The organism is Gemmatimonadota bacterium (genome assembly GCA_040388625.1).
Taxonomy (GTDB): domain Bacteria; phylum Gemmatimonadota; class Gemmatimonadetes; order Gemmatimonadales; family Gemmatimonadaceae; genus Fen-1247.
On record JAZKBK010000001.1, the window covers coordinates 124,475 to 144,135 of the forward strand.

General features: G+C 62.3%; 18 protein-coding genes. 5 read left to right on the forward strand and 13 right to left on the reverse strand.

What is annotated here, in order from left to right:
• The first annotated feature begins 1 nt into the window (after position 1).
• The 5 genes from V4529_00495 to V4529_00515 all read left to right on the forward strand — a co-directional run bounded on the left by V4529_00495 (position 2) and on the right by V4529_00515 (position 8,482).
• On the forward strand, positions 2-1,273 hold the full coding sequence (locus V4529_00495; GenBank protein MES2356804.1) for a TolC family protein: 1,272 nt from the start codon (positions 2-4) through the stop codon (positions 1,271-1,273).
• A complete protein-coding gene (locus V4529_00500) occupies positions 1,270-2,418 on the forward strand; it encodes an efflux RND transporter periplasmic adaptor subunit (GenBank protein ID MES2356805.1) in 1,149 nt (382 codons plus the stop codon). The genes V4529_00495 and V4529_00500 overlap by 4 nt, the downstream gene beginning before the upstream one ends.
• Positions 2,419-2,477: 59 nt before the next feature.
• Positions 2,478-5,603 (forward strand): CusA/CzcA family heavy metal efflux RND transporter, encoded by a 3,126-nt coding sequence (locus tag V4529_00505; GenBank protein MES2356806.1) that lies wholly within the window; start codon positions 2,478-2,480, stop codon positions 5,601-5,603.
• Between the two features lie 13 nt (positions 5,604-5,616).
• The gene (locus V4529_00510; GenBank protein ID MES2356807.1) at positions 5,617-5,985 is read left to right on the forward strand and encodes a DUF2946 family protein; all 369 of its coding nucleotides are present in this window, start codon (positions 5,617-5,619) and stop codon (positions 5,983-5,985) included.
• 85 nt (positions 5,986-6,070) lie between these two features.
• The gene (locus V4529_00515) at positions 6,071-8,482 is read left to right on the forward strand and encodes a carboxypeptidase regulatory-like domain-containing protein (GenBank protein MES2356808.1); all 2,412 of its coding nucleotides are present in this window, start codon (positions 6,071-6,073) and stop codon (positions 8,480-8,482) included.
• Between the two features lie 4 nt (positions 8,483-8,486).
• Here the strand turns inward: V4529_00515 and V4529_00520 are convergent, their stop codons facing one another.
• From V4529_00520 to V4529_00580, 13 genes are read right to left on the reverse strand one after another with little or no spacing between them, the layout of a single operon-like run.
• Entirely contained in the window at positions 8,487-8,642 is a 156-nt protein-coding gene (locus V4529_00520; GenBank protein MES2356809.1) for a hypothetical protein, read from the reverse strand.
• Between the two features lie 8 nt (positions 8,643-8,650).
• Positions 8,651-10,228 carry a family 10 glycosylhydrolase gene (locus V4529_00525; protein MES2356810.1) on the reverse strand — a complete coding sequence of 526 codons (1,578 nt, stop codon included), beginning with the start codon at positions 10,226-10,228 and terminating at the stop codon, positions 8,651-8,653.
• Between the two features lie 59 nt (positions 10,229-10,287).
• Positions 10,288-11,145 carry a deoxyribonuclease IV gene (locus V4529_00530; protein ID MES2356811.1) on the reverse strand — a complete coding sequence of 286 codons (858 nt, stop codon included), beginning with the start codon at positions 11,143-11,145 and terminating at the stop codon, positions 10,288-10,290.
• A gap of 36 nt (positions 11,146-11,181) precedes the next feature.
• Complete coding sequence (locus V4529_00535; protein MES2356812.1) at positions 11,182-12,366, reverse strand: peptidoglycan DD-metalloendopeptidase family protein; 1,185 nt, start codon at positions 12,364-12,366, stop codon at positions 11,182-11,184.
• The gene (locus tag V4529_00540; GenBank protein ID MES2356813.1) at positions 12,363-13,205 is read right to left on the reverse strand and encodes a permease-like cell division protein FtsX; all 843 of its coding nucleotides are present in this window, start codon (positions 13,203-13,205) and stop codon (positions 12,363-12,365) included. Before V4529_00540 ends, V4529_00535 begins: the two co-directional genes overlap by 4 nt.
• Before the next feature lie 16 nt (positions 13,206-13,221).
• On the reverse strand, positions 13,222-13,956 hold the full coding sequence (gene ftsE / locus V4529_00545; protein ID MES2356814.1) for a cell division ATP-binding protein FtsE: 735 nt from the start codon (positions 13,954-13,956) through the stop codon (positions 13,222-13,224).
• Between the two features lie 7 nt (positions 13,957-13,963).
• Positions 13,964-15,100 (reverse strand): PLP-dependent aspartate aminotransferase family protein, encoded by a 1,137-nt coding sequence (locus V4529_00550; protein MES2356815.1) that lies wholly within the window; start codon positions 15,098-15,100, stop codon positions 13,964-13,966.
• A 2-nt stretch (positions 15,101-15,102) separates the two neighbouring features.
• Positions 15,103-15,426 (reverse strand): hypothetical protein, encoded by a 324-nt coding sequence (locus V4529_00555; protein MES2356816.1) that lies wholly within the window; start codon positions 15,424-15,426, stop codon positions 15,103-15,105.
• Complete coding sequence (locus V4529_00560) at positions 15,426-15,791, reverse strand: hypothetical protein (GenBank protein MES2356817.1); 366 nt, start codon at positions 15,789-15,791, stop codon at positions 15,426-15,428. Before V4529_00560 ends, V4529_00555 begins: the two co-directional genes overlap by 1 nt.
• Entirely contained in the window at positions 15,788-16,672 is an 885-nt protein-coding gene (locus V4529_00565) for an ATP-binding protein (protein MES2356818.1), read from the reverse strand. The genes V4529_00560 and V4529_00565 overlap by 4 nt, the downstream gene beginning before the upstream one ends.
• On the reverse strand, positions 16,669-17,655 hold the full coding sequence (locus tag V4529_00570) for a carbohydrate kinase family protein (protein ID MES2356819.1): 987 nt from the start codon (positions 17,653-17,655) through the stop codon (positions 16,669-16,671). Before V4529_00570 ends, V4529_00565 begins: the two co-directional genes overlap by 4 nt.
• The gene (locus V4529_00575; GenBank protein ID MES2356820.1) at positions 17,655-18,647 is read right to left on the reverse strand and encodes an ROK family protein; all 993 of its coding nucleotides are present in this window, start codon (positions 18,645-18,647) and stop codon (positions 17,655-17,657) included. Before V4529_00575 ends, V4529_00570 begins: the two co-directional genes overlap by 1 nt.
• The gene (locus V4529_00580) at positions 18,644-19,660 is read right to left on the reverse strand and encodes a glycosyltransferase family 9 protein (protein ID MES2356821.1); all 1,017 of its coding nucleotides are present in this window, start codon (positions 19,658-19,660) and stop codon (positions 18,644-18,646) included. Before V4529_00580 ends, V4529_00575 begins: the two co-directional genes overlap by 4 nt.
• Position 19,661 lies beyond the last annotated feature (1 nt).

Genomic DNA, 19,661 nt, shown 5'->3' on the forward strand with positions numbered 1-19,661 from the left:
CATGTCCCCAGCACGCTGGACTGCGCTGCTCGCACTTTGTGCAAGCAGCGCGTCTGCCCAACAACGTCCTGATACACTTCTACTGACTCGTGCGGCCGCGATCCAGCTCGCGCTCGAGCGCAACCCGCAGCTCGACGTTGCGCGCGAGCAGATCGCGGAGCTTCGCGCAGCCAAGGTGCAGGCTGTGGCCATTCCCGATCCGGCACTCACGGCGTCGCTGGATGGGCAGCCCGGCCTGTTCCGCTCCTCGGCTACCGGCCAGAAAAATGTCGGTGCAACGCTGCAGGTTCCGTTTCCCGACAAGTTCCGCTTGCGCGGCAACGTCGCGGGTGCCGACATACGCAACGCGCAGGCGAACTACACTGCGCTCCAGCGTCAGATTGCTGCCCTCACCGCCGAGCAATACGATTCGCTGTTGGTCGCGCTGCGACATCGAACGGATTTTACCGAAGCACAGACGCTCGCAAACGACTTTCTCAAGCGCACTCAGGCGCGGTTCGATGCCGGGACGGCACCGCGGCTGGACGTCATCAAGGCGCAGGTGGACGTTGCCGCGGCGACCAACGATCTGATATCGAACGAGCGCGCGATTGCGAACGCATCGTCGGGATTGAATCGCTTCATCGGGCGGCAGCTTGGCGCTCCAATTGTAGCGACGGATTCGCTGACGGTGCCTCCGTCGCTCCCCTCGGTCGATGTGCTCGAGCGCGAGGCGTTGAATGCGCGGCCAGAGCTCGCGGGTCTCATGGCGCAGCGCAAGGGAGCACACTCCGCCACCACTCTCGCGCGTGAATTCTGGCTTCCCGATCTCACACTCGGCGTTTCGCGCGACGTTTCAGGCAACAGCGGGCCTGGCGTTTTCTCCACCGGGCTCGCATTCCCGCTTCCCTTGCTGTTCTGGCAGCATACGAAAGGCGAGGTGAGCCAGTCGCTGCATTTCGAGCGCGAGTTGGCCGCATCTTACCGCGATCTCGAAGCGCAGGTTGGCCAGGACGTGCGAAACGCATATACCGCGGCGAGCACGTCGCTACGGCAGGCGATCTACATACGTGATGAGTTGCTTCCGGCAGCACGTGAGGCGTACCGGTCGACCGCCGCGAGCTATGCAATTGGCGGATCGTCCGCGTTCGAAGTCATCGACGCACGCCGCACTCTGCTCGCTGCGCAGAGTCAGTATTCCGACGCACTGGCCGCGGCCAACACGTCCAGATCCGATCTGGAACGAGCTGTAAGTGTGCCACTCGAAACCATCGCTTCCGGACCGAACCAATGAGCATGAAGTCATTCTGTTTGATTGCTGGCCTCGTACTCCTCTCGGCTTGTGGCGGGTCGGACGAGTCGGCCAATACCGCGACGCCGGCATCGGCGAAGCCGTCCAACCTCACGCTCACGGCGGAGCAACAGGGGCGGATTCACCTGGACACCATTGCGCCGTCGAAGTTCTATTCCAGCGTATCGACAACCGGTACAGTCGCGTTCAATGGTGACAGATCGACGCAGGTGCTGTCACCGGTTTCGGGCCCCGTAACCAGGCTGCTCGTGCAGCCTGGCACCGTCGTCGCGCGCGGCGCCGCACTGGCCACGGTTTCGTCTCCGGACTTCGCAGCGGCAGTCGGTAGCTATCGCAAGGCGGTTGCGTCGGCGACGAACCTTCAGCGAATTGCCGACCAGGACGCGCAACTCTTCAAGACCGATGCGCTGTCGCGCCGCGATCTCGAGCAGGCCCAGACCGACGCCGCGTCTGCAATCGCTGACCGGGAGGCGGCGCTCGAGCAGATAAGATCGCTCGGCATCGATCCCGCTGTGATCGCGAACGCGACGAACGGGGGCAGTACCGGAGCGATACCGGGTGTAATTCGTGCGCCGATTGCCGGAACGGTAGTCGAGCGGCTCATCACACCAGGACAGCTGCTCCAGGCAGGGGCAACGCCAGCGTTCACAATTGCGGACCTGTCGACTGTGTGGGTAATGGCGAACGTGTTCGAGTCCGACCTCGCCAGCGTGCACAAGGGCGAGCACGTGACGGTGACGAGCGCCGTGAGTCCGACGCCATTCGACGGCACTGTCGACTACGTGGGGGCGCTGGTCGATTCCTCCACCCGCGCGACATCCGTGCGTCTCGTGGTGCGCAACCGCGACGATCTGCTCAAGCGGGACATGTACGTGAACGTCGCGATCAGGGCGAATCGCCAGAAGTCGGGAATCCTGGCACCTGTAAGCGCCGTGCTTCGCGACGATCAGAACCTTCCTTTCGTCTTTGTCGCGACCGGCAATTCGCCCAACGTGCAGTATGCGCGGCGCAGCGTCACACTTGGCGCGCGTATCGGCGATGACTACGAGGTACTGTCTGGCCTGAATGCCGGCGATCGCGTGGTTGCAGAGGGCGCGTTGTTCCTGCAGTTCGCGGAGAGCCTGTGACCCCTTCCGATCCCACTGGACCATCCGACGGGTCCGGCGCAGACCATCCGCGCAGCGCGATGCCACAGATAGAGGAGCCGGGTTCGATGGAGGGCGCGGCACAATCGTTCGTTAATCGCGTCGTAGGCGCGTCGCTGGCACAGCCACTGTTGACCGGAATTCTCGCGGTGGTGTTGATAGGAGTCGGTGCGTGGTCCTTTTCCCGACTTCCGGTCGACGCGTATCCCGACGTCTCGCCTCCGATGGTCGAGATCATATCTCAGTGGCCGGGCCACGCTGCTGAAGAGGTGGAGCGACTGATCACAGTACCGGTCGAAGCTGGCATGAACGGCACGCCGAATCTGAAAGTCATGCGATCGGTCTCGCTGTACGGCCTGTCCGATGTGACGATGACGTTCGACGATCGGACCGACACGTATTTCGCACGGCAGCAGGTGTTCGAGCGCATACCGGATCTGAGCCTGCCTGACGGTGTGTCGTCGTCCGTGGCCCCGATGTCGTCGCCATCGGGGTTGGTGTATCGATACGTGGTCCAGAGTCCGGACCGCACACCGATGCAGCTCAAGAACATTCAGGACTGGATTCTCGAAAAACAGTACAAGGCCGTGCCTGGTGTCGCCGACATGTCGTCGCTTGGCGGCCAGACGATGCAGTACCAGGTGCTGGTCGATCCCACCAAGCTTGCAGGGGCCGGACTGAACGTGTCCACTCTGGCGAACGCGCTTGGGAACAACAACGGGAACGCAGGCGGCGGCTTCTACTCCGAGGGCGGACAGTTTTATTACGTTCGCGGACTCGGTCGAATCAACACGCTGGAGGACATCGCAAACACCGTGGTCGCCGTGCAGAACGGAACGCCGGTGCTGGTGAAGGACGTCGGATCTGTCGAGATCGGTTATGCGCCGCGGCTCGGTCAGTTCGGCTTCAACGACCAGAACGACGCTGTGGAAGGCGTGATCCTGATGCGCACCGGCGAGCAGGCGCAGACGGTACTCAAGCGCGTCGAACAGAAGACGAACGAGCTCAATACAAGAATTCTTCCCAAGGACGTCAAGGTCGTCCCGTTCTACGATCGCAGCGATCTCATACAGCTCACGACCAAGACGGTGGAGGACAATCTCCTCCGCGGCATCGTTCTGGTAGTGGTGATCCTGATCTTCTTCCTGTACGACATCCGCTCGGGGCTCATCGTCGCGGTGTCGATACCGCTGGCGTTGATGTTTGCGTTCATCTGCCTGGATCTCAAGGGGATCCCGGCGAACCTGCTGTCGATCGGAGCGATCGACTTTGGAATTCTCGTCGATGGCGCCGTGGTGATGGTCGAGAACATCCACCGGCAACTCGCACGACGACACGGCACCGCGTATGACATAAAGACGGTGATTACTGAAGCTGCCGCGGAAGTGGATCGTCCAATCGTGTACGCGATAGCTGTAATTATCGCAGGCTTCTCGCCCATCTACGTCCTTACCGGACCGTCGGGCAGGTTGTTCAAGCCGATGGCCGATACCACGATATTTGCACTGATCGGATCGTTGCTTGTGACGATCACGCTGCTTCCAGTGGTGTGCGCGGTGGTGTTGCGCGGCGGAGTGAAGGAACGCCGGAATGCGACCTTCGAATGGATTCTCCTGCAGTACAGGCGTGGCCTGGAATGGAGTCTCCAGCACGCGAAGATCGTGCTCTGGGGATCGATTGTGATCGGTGTGGCGTGTTTGCTGCTGATTACGCGCATCGGCGGCGAGTTCATGCCCAAGCTGGACGAGGGCGCGCTCTGGGTTCGCGCGACGATGCCGTACACGATCTCGTTCGAGGAGTCATCGAAGATCGTCCCGCAGATAAGGGCGATCATCAAGTCGTTCCCCGAAGTTACACTGGTAGCCTCCGAACACGGCCGCCCGGATGACGGAACCGACGCAACGGGATTCTTCAACGCTGAATTCTACGTGGGACTCAAGCCGTATGGAGAGTGGCACGGCAAGTATCACACGAAACCCGAGCTGATCGCGGCGATCGACAAGAAGCTGCGGGTCTATCCCGGAATCACGTTCAACTACACTCAGCCGGCAGAAGATGCCGTGGACGAAGCCGAAACGGGCCTCAAGAGCTCGCTCGACGCAAAGATATTCGGGACTGATCTGAAAGTTCTGCAGGAGCGGGGAACAGAGATCAAGAAGGTGCTCGATCAGGTGCGCGGTATCACTCAGGTTACGCTTGTCCAGGAGCTGGGCCAGCCTGCGCTGACGGTAACCGCGGATCGCGCAAAGATGGCGCGCTACGGCCTCAACGTCTCGGATGTGAACGGGCTTATCGAGGCCGCCGTCGGCGGCGCAGCGGCAACGCAGGTCGTGCAGGGAGAGCAGTTGTACGATCTCGTAGTGCGGCTGCAGCCACAGTTCCGCGAGACAGCCGACGAGATCGGCAACATTCTCATCGCGACGCCGAGTGGCGCGCAGATCCCGCTTCGTGAGGTGACGACGCTCAAGATCGACAATGGTGCGTCGTTCATTTACCGACAGGACAACTCGCGCTACATCGGTTTGCAGTATTCGGTGACCGGTCGAGATCTGGCCGGCGCAGTGGATGACGCGCGAGCGCAGGTTGAGCGCAAGGTGAAGCTGCCGCCCGGATATTCCATAGTCTGGGGTGGGGAGTTCGAAGAGTACACGGCTTCGCGTCGTCAGCTGCAGATAGTCCTGCCGCTGACGCTCGCGGTGATTTTCATCCTGCTCTTCGCGTTGTATCGGAATTTCAAGTTTCCATTCATCACAGTCGTCGGCGTGCTGTTGTCGGCACCGCTGGGCGGGTTGGTGGCATTGTGGATATCGGGAACACCGTTCTCGGTATCATCCGGAATCGGCTTCCTCGCGTTGTTCGGTGTATCAGTGCAGACGGCGGTGGTCTACATTTCGTACGCCAATGAGCTGAGGCTTGGCGGGCTTGGGATCTCCGAAGCGACGCTGGATGCTGCGTTGCTACGGCTGCGACCGATCATGATGACCGCGCTAGTTGCCGCGCTGGGCCTGCTTCCTGCAGCCTTTTCTACCGGAGTGGGATCCGATTCCCAACGCCCATTCGCGATGGTGATCGTGGGCGGCCTCTTTTCGCGTCTTCTGCTGAGTGTGTTCCTGATGCCGGTATTGTACCTGATGGTATCGCGCCAAAACGACGAACTGCACGTCTAGCGTGCGGTTTCGGATGACGGCAACTGGCGCAGGCGCGCGCGGGCGGTCGCGGGGACTGAGAGTCTTCGCGCTCGCCTTCGCGTTGCTGCAGATCGGCCTTCAGGGAACGTTTGCGGTCAGCGACGGCTACGAGCAGCAGGCCAGCTCGCACATCGCGCCCGTTCACGCCGAGATACCGGGAAACCACCACCATCGACTGCACGACAGCGACTGCGTTGTCTGTCACGTCCTTGCGAGCGGTTCGACCGTGCCACCGCGTGCGGTTCCCGCATGGATCGGGGCGGAACGTGTTTCGGCTACGCCGCCGACCGAGATGGGTGCGCGTCCCTATGCCATCGTTGCCGGCTCCAGGCTCGCCCGTGCGCCGCCGGTGAAAGTGTGATCTGAAGGCGGAGGTGAGCCTCCGCCATGGATTTACGTCGCCGCCACTTTCTGGCGGCGCGATCACACTATCGCATTCAAAATTCATGTCGAATCAACGCATTTCAGCGCGCGTGGTGGCGTGTGCGCTCGCCCTGGCCGCGTGCGTCACAGCCGTTCCAGCGCACGCTTTCTCACTGTCATCCGTCGCGCCAGTCACCGATGCCGGCATCGGCCCCACGGCACGTGGCGATCTCACCGGAACAGTAACCGACAGCGCATCCGGTCAACCGCTTCCCAGCGCGGAGGTGAGCGTGATGCAGGGCGGCCGCATCGTGCTCACAGCAAACACGGATGCTTTCGGCCGGTACATCGCGCACGACCTTCCGTCCGGCACGTACACCATCAACGTCCGCCTGATCGGCTTTCGGATTCAATCGCGGGAAATAGCGGTTGGAACATCGGGCGACATCCGGGCTGACTTCCGATTGCCGGTGGCGGCGCTCAGCCTCTCGTCCGTGGCGGTGACAGCCGCGATTCCACTGGCGATCGATACAAGATCCGGCGATCAGCGCTTCAAGCAGGACTCATATCACGGCGCGCCGACCAACACCACATCGCAGATCCTTCAGCAGTCGATTGCCGGCGCCGCTCGTGCACCGACGGGTGAGGTGCATATCCGTGGACAGCACGCCGAGTACACCTATTATGTCGATGGCGTGCCCGTGCCTGCTGGTATATCCGGCAGCCTCAACGAGCTGTTCGATCCCAGCATCGTGAACCAGATCGATTTTCAGACAGGCGGCTGGGATGCCGAGTATGGGAACAAGAATGCCGCCGTTGTGAACGTGCAGACGCGCATTCCTGTCGGCGGATTTCATAGCACCATCTCCGGGTATGGCGGCTCGTTCAACACGAACGGCGAGGGGATCACGGCGAGCACGAACAGCGGCCCGTGGGGATTCTTCGTTTCAGGCAGTCGCAAGTCCACCGACATGCGACTGGAGCCCGTCGTTTTCGATACGGCGGGCGACAAGGTAGTCAACTTCCACAACCATGGAGAGGATTACTCCGGGTTTGCGAAAGTGCAGTACACCCCGAACGCATCCAACGTGTTCGACCTCGACGCGAGCCTATCGACGACGCGTTTCCAGGTTCCGTATGATTCGACCGGTAACGTCGTACTTGATGACCATCAGCGTGATCGCAATGCGTTCGTCAACCTCGGCTATCGTCACATCTTCGGCGCTGACACGACCGCCGGAGTCGAAGGCGGTGCTACTACGCAGTCTCGCGTGGCGGAGTTGTTCGTTGGAGGCTTCGTGCGATCCGGCGGGTTGAAGTACATACCGGGCGTTGGCGATTCCGCGCAATTCGTGTTCTTCCCGGATACGCTCAATGCGTACAACCTGCGCGAAAATCGTAATTTCACGACGTACGGCATCAAGGCCGACTACACCGTGCATCCTGCGCGTGAACTGGAATTCAAGTTCGGGACCCTGAGCCAGTACACGACGGGGCACGAGGATTTTGTCACTACGACGACCTCTGGTGTGTTCGGTCCTGCATCCAATTCGAATCTCAAGGGATACGATGTCGGTGGATACGCCCAGACCTCGTACTCGCCAGTCGAGCGATTCGAGATCAGGGCAGGCGTGCGCTACGACGCGCACAATGCGCCTTTCGCCGGAACGCAGACGCAGCTGAGCCCACGCATCCGGCTCAACTTCTTTTCGGACCCTGGCAATACATTCTACTTGTACTATGGACGGCTCTTCGTTCCGACCAACGTCGAGGATCTCCGCGCTATCACGAGTGTCGCGCAGCAAGGGGTAACTGCCGCACCGACGCTGCCGGAGCGTGACAACTTCTATGAGGCCGGCTACATCCATCGTTTCCCGTTCGGGCTCGTATCCAAGCTTGCGGCCTACCACAAGCAGAGCACGCCCGGCATCGATGACAACACCGTGCCGGGTTCGGCGATCGTCACGTCGGTCAACATCGCCCATGTTCGCATCACCGGGCTCGAGACCGTGCAGGACTTCCGTCCACCCGGTCCATTCTCGGCGTACCTCAACCTCGCGCTCAATCATGCTTACGGCCAGGGACCCATCACCGGCGGCTTTTTCCCGACCGGTACGCCGCAGGGATACTTCGATCTGGACCACGATCAGCGGCTTTCCGGCACGATCAGCGTGACGTATGCACCGGGTCACTTCTACACCAGCTACACCGGTACGTATGGATCGGGTCTCACGAACGGGCTCCAGCCGGCGGATTGCAGCTGCTCGTACGGCACGGGATTGTTCGACTTCAACAAGGGAACCCATGTGAGCCCGAGCTACATCTCTAATGCGAGCGTCGGCTATTCGTTCGCCGTGGGCGGCTCGTTGGTTCGGCCGGAACTGTATGTCGATAACCTCTTCGACAAGAAATATCTGTTGAAGGGTGCATTCTTCAGCGGCGCTTCCGTCGGGCGCCCGCGCAGCATCCAGCTGCGCGTCAACGTCGCGCAGTAGGGTGTCAGCCGCGACCGAATGGGGGAGGGGCGACCGACACGACCATTCCCCATTCGGCCGCGCCGGCGTCGCCCCAGGCCGCACGATGCTCGAGCTGCACAGCAACTTCACCGACAGCGGGAGGACCGCTACCGAAGACGGCGTGCAGCCCGCGCGTCATCGAGCTCATCACCGGCCGCCGCTTCTGAGCTCTGGAATCGGATCTCCGTCCGGATAGGCGCGCGCTGGCGGCGAGAGGTTGCCCGTCCGGCCCACCGCGTAAACCCATACTTCGCGAGGCGACTTTTCGCCTCGTCCGGCAAGGAAGTGCGTCTGCTCCGAGCCAGGAATTATCTGTGTAGTCCAGCCGGCGGATGTGTGCGCCTGCACGACCCACAGCCACGGGGCCTTTTCTCCGTTGGCTGGATCCATGTCGATCACCATCTCGCCCGATGCAGCGTCGAGACGCGGCTGAACGACGGGGCGGCCGGGGGCAATCGAGTCGAGCCATGGTGATGCCGGCACGAGCGCGGGTTGTGCGTAGGTGTCACGCGCCAGGCGCTCGTCGAGACTGTCCGGATCCTGCATCAACACCTTCATGCTGAACAGAACGTCACCGCTCGCACCGCTCTGGGCGCGTGTGAGGCGGATCTGATCCAGAATCTCTCGCGCGCCGCGTCCCTTGGGCGCTGTATCCTTCGCAAGCCCGGCATTGAGACCGGCCCAGATGTGGCGCCGGTAGCTGTTCTGTGAGACCCACCACGCGAGCAGCTGTGAGAAATCCTGTTGCGGCCTGCCAATGGGCCAGTACAACTGCGGTACGAGATAATCGACCCAGCCTTTATTCAGCCACTTGCGCGAGTCCGCAAAAATTTCCTCGTACGAGTCGAGCCCACGTACGGATGACGGATATCCCGGTCGCCAGATCCCGAACGGACTGATACCGAAACGCACCCAGGGCTTCACTGCATGGATCTCGGCGCCGAGGCGTTGCACGAGAGCGTCGACGTTGCTGCGCCGCCAGTCGCTCAGCGACATCGTGCCGCCGCCGCTTGTGTAGCGCTTGTAAGCGGCGGCGTCGGGGAAGGGAATCGTGCGCCCCGCCCGGTCGGTCTCGCGATACGGATAGAAGTAGTCGTCAACGTGAATCGCGTCGACATCGTATCGTCTGGTTACGTCGACGATTGCGCGAACGGTGCGAGCCACGACGGCGGGATCGCTCGGATCCATCCAGAGTTGCGACCCGTAGCGGCGAATCGCTTGCGGATCGGTACGCGACACGTGCGACGGCGCGACGTCACCGGGACTCGCGGGTTGCAACGCGCGGTAGGGATTGAACCACGCGTGTACCTCGAGGCCACGCGCGTGCGCCTCCCGCACAACGAAAGCGAGCGGATCGTAGTATGGTTCCGGCGCGCGCCCCATGCTTCCGCTCAGGAACGGTGACCATGGCTCGTGGTCGGACTGGTACAGCGCATCGGCTTCCGGGCGCACCTGGAAGATCACCGCATTCAGGTGCATCTCGACCGCGCGATTGAGCAGCTCGATCAGCTCGGCCTGCTGCTGCCACGTGCTGAGACCGGCGCGCGAAGGCCAGTCCATGTTGTTGACCGTCGCGATCCACACACCACGAAACTCGCGCGATATTGCCGGCGGCAAGCTGTCCCGACGCGCAGTGGGAGATTGCGCGGCTGAGGTTGCAGCGGCGGCGAAGAATGCGGCTGGAGCCGCCACCTTGCGAAGGAGCGAAAAGAAACAATTTGCCATTACATCTCTATCTCATTCAGGGGCACGTCGCGCCCCCTTGGTTTCGTGAATACCAACGACTACTCGATGTAACTGCGCAGACGCTCCAGCATCATTCTGTCGGTAGTCTCCGCGTCGTTGCCCTTTGGAGTCTCTATCACCTTGGCTACGCGCGCCAGGCGTGGATCGTTCATCACGTGGCGGAACGGAATCTCGCCAAGCTCGCCCTCCGCGATCAACGCATGACGATCCTTGTGCGTGCCGAGTCCGAATTTGGAGTCGTTGAGATGCATCATGTGCAGGCGACTGATATCGAGTGTGTCAGCAAACCTCTGCATGACGCCTTCATAGTCGCGGACGATGTCGTACCCGGCCGCGTACACGTGGCACGTATCCATGCACACTCCGACGCGGCTCCGCACCGCGGGGTCGATTCGCTCGATTATGGTACTCAGCTCCTCGAACGTCGCACCGAGCGCAGTGCCGCTTCCCGCCGTCGTCTCGAGCAGGAGGAGAGTGTCGCCCAGCGCCGCGGCAAGGCCCGCGCTTATCGAATCAGCATTGCGCGCGATTCCTGATTCACGATCGTCCATGTAGTTGCCCGGATGAGACACCAGGTAGTGCAGTCCGAGCGCGTTGCAGCGCCGCAGCTCGGAGATGAACGACTGGAGCGAGCGCGCCCGCAGGTCGTCCTTGGGTGATGCAAGATTGATGAGGTAGCTGTCGTGCGCACTTATCGCGCGCACTTCGGTTTCAGCGATTCCCTCGCGGAACGCAGCGCATTCTTCGGGCTCGCATTCACGCTCGCGCCACTGGTTGGCCATCTTGGTAAAGATCTGCATCGCAGTCGCGCCGACTGCTTTGGCGCGTCCTGGCGACGCAGGGACGCCGCCGGCGGTGGATATGTGTGCGCCCAGCAGGAGTGCATCGTTATTCACACCGGCCTCCGGTGAAGACGGGAGCATGAGGTGTTGTCAGTGACCGCGCAGCCACGTAGCCGGATCGACTGCCGGCCCGCCGTGCCTGATCTCGAAATGCAGGTGCGGAGGAAGGTCGGGGTCGGACGTGCCGACCTCGCCAATTACCTGTCCCTTGGAAATGTGTGCGCCCTTTGCCACGTTGATCCTGCTGAGCGAGCCGTACACCGAATAGTCGCCGCCACCGTGCTCGACGATGACGGTCTGCCCGTAAGTGCCGAGTTGTCCTGCGAGCACCACGTCACCCGCGGCGACCGCGCGCACCGGAGTGCCAGGCGCCGCCGCGATGCCGATTCCATTCCAGCGCAGCGTCGTGTTGTCGGGGCGGACGACACGGCCAAAGTTGTAAAGGATGTTGCCGTCCACTGGCCAGTCCAGCTTGCCGTAATCCGACGTCTTGATCGAGCTTGCGCCGCGAGCGATGGCGCTCGCCTTGCTGCTTCCGCGCCGGCGTGCAGCCTCGATGGACGAGATGATGTCGTTCAGTCTCGACTCGCTGCGCTTGACCTGGGCCAGCCGCTCCTGCGTCTTGCGCGAGTCGGCCTGTACTCGCACGAGACTCTTCTGGCGCTGGCTTTCGAGCGCCTGGAGTCGCGACTCTTCCTGCGCTTTCTCCAACCGGTTCTGTTGTACGTCGCTCTGCAGACTCACGAGCTGCCTTCTTCGGCCGCGGATCGTGGTCCGAAGATCGTCCATTCGCTTCACGAGTGCGCGATCGTGCACGGCAATCTCGTGCAGATACTTGTATCGCGCGATGAGCTCGCCGAAGGAGTCTGCCGACAACAACGCCTGAAAATCGAACAACGGTCCGCGCTTGTAGATCTCGACGAGTCGGTGATTCAGTATCGCGCGCTTCGCCTCCGCCTCGTCCTCGGCGCGGACCAGGCTCGACGTCGTTCCCTTGACCTCGTCCGTGATCAGCCCGAGCTGCTGGTCGAGCGACGATACCACGCGCTTTGTCGCGTCGTGCTGCTTGTTGATGTTCTTCAGCTCGTCGTTCAGGGAGTGGGCGCTGGACTGCAGCTTGTTCATGCGCTGCTGAAGCTCCGCGCGCTCACGCCTGATGCGGTCAAGCTCCTCGCGATTGCTCTTGAGACGCGCATCGGTGTCCTGTGCGGCGAGCGCCATCGGCAACACAGCGAGCAACAGCATCGCGCCAAGCGCGATCACCCTGTACTTCACAGCCGGCGCAGTTGCCGTCCCACGGCGAACGTGCTTCCCAGCAGACCGATTACCGCGCCGCCAATCACTCCAGCCGTAGCAAGTGCCGGATCGAAGAATTCAGTTCGCATGAACGAGTGACTGATGGCTGTACTCGTTGCCCACGTGAGACCGAGCGCGAGCAAGCCGCCCATCACGCCCTGGATGAATCCTTCCAGCACGAACGGCATTCGGATGAATCCATTGGTCGCGCCCACGAGCCGCATGATCTCGATCTCCCTGGCGCGCGCCATGACCATGATCCGAATCGTCGCTCCGATGATGATCACGGCAACCGCCGCGAACGCGATGCCCAGCCCGGTGCCGACCAGCGTAGCGATGGTGCGCAGCCGGTACAGCTTCGCCACCCAGTCCTCGCCGTAGCGAACGTCATCCACGAAGTCGTACGACTTGAGACGGTTCGCAACCGCCTGGACCGTGGTTGGATCGCGATAGCCTGGCTTCAGCTTGATGTCCAGCGACGCGGGCAGCACGCCCGGCTCGAAGACGTCGCTGAACTCACCCAGCTCCTTGCGTGCGCGTGCGTATGCGTCGTCCTGTGACACGTACGTCACCGACAACACTTCGGGAAATGCGTGGATGTCACCCATCGCGGCGCTGGACGCCTCGACCGGCGTGCCGTCGGCGATGAACGCTCTTATCTCGACGCGATTCTCGATCGCCTGCAACGCGTCGCGGATATTCACGGCCACGAGTCCGAACAATCCAAACGCGAACAGTGAGAACGCGATTGTGACTACACCGAGTACGCTGAGGAGCGGTGCGCGCCTGAACGCCGAGAATGCTTCGCGGATGACCATCATGCCGTACCCCGGATCATATCGGATTCTCGTCGTGATGGCTCGGTGGCACGGCGCTCGGTGCCTTCTCGACCGGTGGCGCTTCGGCGCTGTCATAGACGAGACGCCCGTGGTTCAGCTCGATCGTGCGATATTCGGTGCGCCGGATCAGGTCGAGGTCGTGCGTCGCCATGATGACGGCGGTGCCAGCGGTGTTGATGTCGCGCAGAAGCTGAAAAACGCCGCGGGTCGCGCGCTCATCCAGATTGCCGGTCGGCTCGTCCGCGATGAGCACGAACGGATCGTTCACGAGTGCGCGCGCGATTGCGATACGCTGTTGCTCACCGCCCGAAAGCTCGCGCGGCAGAGCGGTTCCCTTGGACGCCAGTCCGACCTGCGTAAGTACGCGGCCCACTCGCTGCCGTATCATGTCGGCGGGTGTTCCGGTCACTTCGAGAGCGAATGCGATATTTGCTTCGGCCGATCTGTCTTCCAGCAGACGGAAATCCTGGAAGACGATTCCGAGATGGCGGCGCACCATCGACACTTCCTTCCTGGACGCGTCGCGAGCGCTGACACCGTTCACCCACACGTCGCCGGCGGTTGGGCGCTCCTCCATGTAGATCAGCTTGAGGATCGTGGACTTGCCCGACCCGCTCGGACCCGTGAGGAACGCGAACTCGCCCTTGTGCAACTGAAACGATGCGTGGCTCAACGCGACGCCGCCGCGGGCGTACTCCTTCGCGACGTTGAGAAACCTTACCAGACTCAACCTTCAGCTACCTCAATGCCTGCTCAAAATCCGCGATCAGGTCGCCCGCATCCTCGAGTCCGACGCTGAAGCGCAGGAACCCGTCAGGAATCCCGATCTCTGCGCGTCCTTCCGGCGTCATCGCGGCGTGCGACGTGTATCGCGGCTCGCTCACCAGCGTATCCACGCCTCCCAGACTCGGCGCGTGCATCACGATCTCGAGCTTTTCAAGGAAACGCGTGGCCGCGTCGCCACCACCGGCGAGCACGAGAGCCATCATTCCGCCGAAGCCGTCGAGACACTGCTGTGCGATCTCGTGATCCGGATGTGATTCGAGGCCGGGGTACAGGACCTTTGCGAACTCGGGACGCGTCTCGCACCACTGCGCCAGCTTCATTGCGTTCTCGTTCTGTCGCCGAACGCGCACGTCCAGCGTCTTCATTCCGCGCTCGAGCAGCCACACGGAAAACGGATCCGGTGACTGTCCCCATACGATCATCTTCCTGCGGACCTCCTCGACGTACGACGCAGTGCCGATCACGGCGCCGCCCAGCACGTCGTGGTGACCGTTAAGGTACTTGGTGGTGGAGTGAATGACTATGTCCGCGCCCTGTTCCAGCGGGCGGAAGTTGATCGGACTCGCAAAGGTGGAGTCGACTGCGAGCGCGACGCCTTCGGCCTTGGCGAGATTGGCGAGCGAGCTAAGGTCGAGCACGCGACAGGTCGGGTTGACCGGAGATTCGACGAATATCGCGCGCGTCGTCTGTCGCAACGCCTTGCGCCACATGCGTGGTGCCAGCGGATCGATCAGCGTGACTTCGATCCCCATCCCGGTCAGTTCCTGGGTGAACAGCTTGTGCGTGCCACCATAGATCCACGAGCTGGAGAGCAGGTGATCGCCCGGTCGCAGCAGTGCCAGCATCGCGCAGCCCGTCGCACCCATTCCGCTCGACAGAGCGACCGCTGCCTCACCGCCATCCAGCATCGCGAGCCTGCGTTCGACGAGCTCCACGTTCGGCGTGTTGCCGTATCGCCCGTACTTGAGCCCTTCAGCGGTACCGAGCTCCTGAATGAAGCTTACCGACTGCGTGATGGGCGTGACCACCGGCGAGCCGGGAGGCAGATGTGTCGAACCGCCATGAAGCGGAATGGTTGACCGTCGCATTCTTACGTTCTGTCTGGAGTATCCAGGTCCGGCTTCACTACCGTCACGGACTCGGAGGGAAGCACACCGGGGATGTCTCGCAACCCACAGGTGTGTTGTGGAAACGAATCGTCGATCAGCACTTCTGCCAACTGTTGTCCGCGCTCGCCACGAACCCAGGCCAGCTCGCCATTGGACAGAATGCGGAACCGCGCATCCACGCCTGACAGTCTAACCTGTGGACCGCGCTCGGGGTCGTCCTTCCTCGTAGCCACGTAGTCGATCACGCGCAGCTCCGGTTGGAAACCCTTTATGTCCACTTTCGGACGCGAGCCGAAAAACTTCATCAGTGTGTGACAGCTATATAAGAGTTGGAGTCAGCTTCATGCGAGACGAGCGACATCCCGTGGCGCTCGAGTACGACATCGATCGCTTCGATGTGCGACTCGCTGAGCCCGGTGAAGACGAACGTCGGCGTTCCCGTTTCGTGCTGCATGACGAGCTTTGCAACTATCTCGTCCGCGCACGAGAAATCCATCATCCCTACCTGCGAGAAGTCGATCACAGTGACCTCGCAATCGCTCGCCGCCTGGATTTGCGCCTCTATATACACACGAACCGCCACTCCGGTCGGGCGCGTGACGAGATTCGAGTAGCTCTCGGAAACTGCAAGCCGCAGCACGCTGCTCACGTCGATGTGGTTCTTCATCATCGGTCAACGCGCTCTGGAATGGTGATCTGAATCTGGGCACCCGGGAATGGTGGGAGGTTTTCCTTCAGCGGTACGTCATCGTCCCACGTAGGGACGATCGCCAGGCGCGCGGTGCCACTCCGCACCGAGAACTTGCCGTCCCATCTTCCTATGAATCTCCGGACGCCGGCCAGGCCCTGGCCGCGCCCCGTATCACGGAACCGGCTCACGCCACGCATCACGGCCTCTTCGAGCGCCATTCCGTCGTCCCACCGGTCGGATCTCGGACGCCCCGGTGCTGATTCGAGCGACGCCCTGAACCCGCGCCCCGCGTCGCACACCGCGATCACCAGCACGCGACGTCCGCCCAGCCGCTTCTGCCAGCGATAACTGTTCACCGCGACCCAGCCGCCGTGCTCGGCGTGCTCCACGATGTTCTGGCAGGTCTCCGAAAGCGCCATCGTGAATCGCATGGTCGCCGTCGCATCCAGTTTGAGCTCGTTCACGAGGATCGACTGTGCCCTTTGCTGCACCTTGTCCACCACGGTGTGGACGTCTTCGCTCGCGTTCACCGGCGTAACCTCGAGCAGCACGGCCGGCTCGCTCTGCCGGCCGCGCGGCACTGATCCCACTATGTCGTACAGATCGGCCGCATAGCGAAAGAATCCGGCACGCGCCCAGTACAACGCGACGTCGTCGGCCTCCGGCACCGCCAGACTCGGACGCTCGAGTCGCGTTTGCGCGAGCGCGAGCAGTGCAGTGAGCCCGTAAGGCGATGCCCACCGTGCGTGACGCGCATCGATGAGAACCTTGTCATCGCGCTGGAGTCGCGACAACGGCTCCAGTATCTGCTCGAACGTGGCGTCATCCAGGGATGGTGGAACGGTGATGACGTTCGTCACGTTAGCGAGAGTTCTCCGCGCAGGTAGCTCGCGAGGCTGGTCGCCCCACGGTGGGTAAGATTGCGAGACGCCGCAAGCATCGCGGCGTCGATCGCGTCGCCTAACTTATCACCTGCGAGCAGTCGTGCGAAATGGGTCGCGCCCCAGACGTCGCCACATCCGGTTGGATCACCTGTTCCAGTCACGATTGCCGGAACCGCCGGCACCAGCGCCGTTCGTATCGGGCCTCCGAGCGCCGCCGATGCCGGAAGCTTCGTTCGTTTGATGTCGGACAATCGTTCGAATTTCGGCGCGGCGAAGTAAACGGCCCCTTTGGGACCCAGGGTCACATTTATGACGGACACGCCGCCGGCCATCGCGGTCGCCGCCAGTGCCATCGCATCGGGCGCCAGCAGCGCGAGCTCGTCCTCGTTCACCTGAAGCAGATCGAAGCACTGCATCCAGCCAGCAATGTTCGGTACCATGTGCGGCACCCGATATCCCTCCGGATCCACTGCCAGAAGCAAAGAATGCATGTCGCAGTAGATGACGCCGTGGAAATATTGCCGGATCAGCTGAGCGGTCTCGAGCGACAGCTCCCAGCCGCTGATCAGATTGACGTACAACGCATCCAGTCCGGCGAGCAGAGGCTTGAGCCCGAGCCAGTGCCAGCCGGGAATCCCACCAGTGAGCTGTTCGGTTCGTCGCTCGCTGCTCTCGTAGCGCAACGTTACGCGGTTGTTGGGATAAGGCACTTCGATCACCGCCGCGTCAGGCGCAAGATGCCGCAGTGTCGCGAGATAGTCGCGCGCGCGCTGCGCCAGGTCGCTGCCGACCTTGATGAGCGGTACGATTTCCCAGTCTTGAGCGAGCGCCGCATCGAGCCCGGCGAGCGCGTACGTAATACCGCCCCACTCCTCCACGGGCGCCTGCGACGGATCTCGGCCGTGTATCTCGTCCCAGACGAACGTGCCGATGACGCCAAGCCGGCGCCGCGCGCCCATCAGAGCGATCCCAGCACTCGTTCCTTGAACGTCGCTACCGCGCCGACAACGCCGGCGGACATCGGAAGCGAGCCTAGCACGATCCTGCAGGAATCCACCGCCGTCTTGAATGCGCGACGCTTCACCTCGGCCTGCAACGGCAGCATCAACGCCTCGCCCGCCTGCGTTACGCCGCCGGCGAGCACGACCGTATCCGGATTGAAGATGTTGATGAGGTTAGACAATCCGGTGCCCAGAAAGCGCGCAGTGTCGCGGACAACTTCTCGTGCAACCGTGTCGCCGCGCCGCGCCGCTTCGTACACGATGTGCGCCGTCAGTCGCGATAGATCTCCATCCACCAGCGTGTCGATCGTCGGGCTCGGATCGCTCTCCAGCGCCTCGCGCGCGCGCTCCGCAATTGCGGGACCCGAGCAGTACGCTTCCAGGCAGCCGTAATTCCCGCACTTGCACCGCCGTCCGTTCGATTCGATGGAAGTGTGACCGATCTCACCGGCTGCGTCGGACACACCGTGGTACAATCTCCCGTCCAGCACCAGTCCGCCGCCGATTCCCGTGCCGAGCGTCATGCCTATCACGTCGCGTCCGCCGCGCGCCGCGCCACGCCAGAATTCACCGAACGTCGCGCAGTTGGCGTCGTTGTCGAGTGTGGCGCGCATGTTGACGCGGCTCGCGATTTCATCGCGCAGCGGATAGTCGCGCCATCCGAGATTGGGTGTGAATATCACCACGCCGCGCTCGCGATCGAGCGGACCCGGCGATCCGATTCCGACGCCGAGTATGTCGTCGCGGCCGGCGCCGGCCTCCGTGTTGAGAGCGATGACGACGCTCTCGATCATCGCTGCGATCCGGTCCGATACTGCATCGGCGCCCAGGTCCGCGCGCGTCGGAAGCGTACGCAACCCGATCTCGCGGCTTCCATCGAGCGGCATCGCACCAACGGAGAGATTGGTTCCGCCAAGATCGACGCCAATGATGTATTGCTCACGATTCATCTAACGGTCTCCTCGGAAATGACGGATTGCACGACGGCGGCCACCTCGTCATGGGTAATTTCGTTCATGCAGCGCCAGTGGCCCAGGGGGCATACGCGCGGTCCGTGGCGATCGCACGGGCGGCAGTCGAGCGTCTTGTTGCCGACAGTGCGCGAGCCCGGTGCCAGCGGCCCGAAACCGAATTCGGGAACCGTCGGTCCGAAGATGGTTACGGTCGGAGTGCCCATCGCAGACGCGAGATGTTGCGGCGACGAATCGTTGCTCACCAGCACCAGGCTGCGCCTGATCAGCTCGGCCGATCCCAACAGCGACAATTTACCAGTCGCGTCGATGACGTGCTCGCGATCCACACGCGTCCCGATCTCACCAGCCGCAGCGAGATCGCCGGGACCACCTGCTATCGCGATGTCGTATCGACCGGCGAGCAACGCCGCGAGCTCACCGTATCCTGGCCACTGCTTGGTGTGCCACGCGCTCCCAGGTGCCAGCGCGATCATCGGTCGGTTGCGATGTTCCAGCAGCTGGTCGACAGCGCGAATGTCGTCGTCCGTGGGATAGAGCCGCGGTCTGATCGCAGCGTCGGTTGGTTCACTCGATGCTGCGGCGAGCGGGAGATCGCCGAGCGAGAGCAGACGACGCGCGTGATGCCAGTCGTCGCGATACTCCACGCGCTCAGTATACGTCCAGCGCCCATCCGACGTCGTGAAGCCGATCCGCTCCCTGCATCCTGCGGCGAACGCAAGTGCGCCGCTGCGTGTGGACCCCTGACAGAGAAATGCGCGACGCGAACCGCGCGCCTGACGCGCCAATCTCAGGAAGCCCGTGATCCCGCTGTCCACTCTGCGCTTGTCGTAGACGAACAGTCGCGCGACCGCGGGATGTGATGCAAGCAGTGTAGCGCCAGGCGGCGTCGTGACGACGTCCACTTCGCCGTCCTGCGCCAGCCGCGCGATGAGCGGCGTCGTCAGCACGACGTCGCCGATGAAGCTCGTCTGCACAACGAGCGACCGCAAC

Coding starts and splice junctions, on each gene's coding strand:
- V4529_00495 (MES2356804.1), top strand. CDS start 2: ATGTCCCCAGCACGCTGGACTGCGCTGCTCGCACTTTGTGCAAGCAGC.
- V4529_00500 (MES2356805.1), top strand. CDS start 1,270: ATGAGCATGAAGTCATTCTGTTTGATTGCTGGCCTCGTACTCCTCTCG.
- V4529_00505 (MES2356806.1), top strand. CDS start 2,478: ATGCCACAGATAGAGGAGCCGGGTTCGATGGAGGGCGCGGCACAATCG.
- V4529_00510 (MES2356807.1), top strand. CDS start 5,617: ATGACGGCAACTGGCGCAGGCGCGCGCGGGCGGTCGCGGGGACTGAGA.
- V4529_00515 (MES2356808.1), top strand. CDS start 6,071: ATGTCGAATCAACGCATTTCAGCGCGCGTGGTGGCGTGTGCGCTCGCC.
- V4529_00520 (MES2356809.1), bottom strand. CDS start 8,642: ATGACGCGCGGGCTGCACGCCGTCTTCGGTAGCGGTCCTCCCGCTGTC.
- V4529_00525 (MES2356810.1), bottom strand. CDS start 10,228: ATGGCAAATTGTTTCTTTTCGCTCCTTCGCAAGGTGGCGGCTCCAGCC.
- V4529_00540 (MES2356813.1), bottom strand. CDS start 13,205: ATGGTCATCCGCGAAGCATTCTCGGCGTTCAGGCGCGCACCGCTCCTC.
- V4529_00550 (MES2356815.1), bottom strand. CDS start 15,100: ATGCGACGGTCAACCATTCCGCTTCATGGCGGTTCGACACATCTGCCT.
- V4529_00555 (MES2356816.1), bottom strand. CDS start 15,426: ATGAAGTTTTTCGGCTCGCGTCCGAAAGTGGACATAAAGGGTTTCCAA.
- V4529_00560 (MES2356817.1), bottom strand. CDS start 15,791: ATGATGAAGAACCACATCGACGTGAGCAGCGTGCTGCGGCTTGCAGTT.
- V4529_00570 (MES2356819.1), bottom strand. CDS start 17,655: ATGGGCGCGCGGCGCCGGCTTGGCGTCATCGGCACGTTCGTCTGGGAC.
- V4529_00575 (MES2356820.1), bottom strand. CDS start 18,647: ATGAATCGTGAGCAATACATCATTGGCGTCGATCTTGGCGGAACCAAT.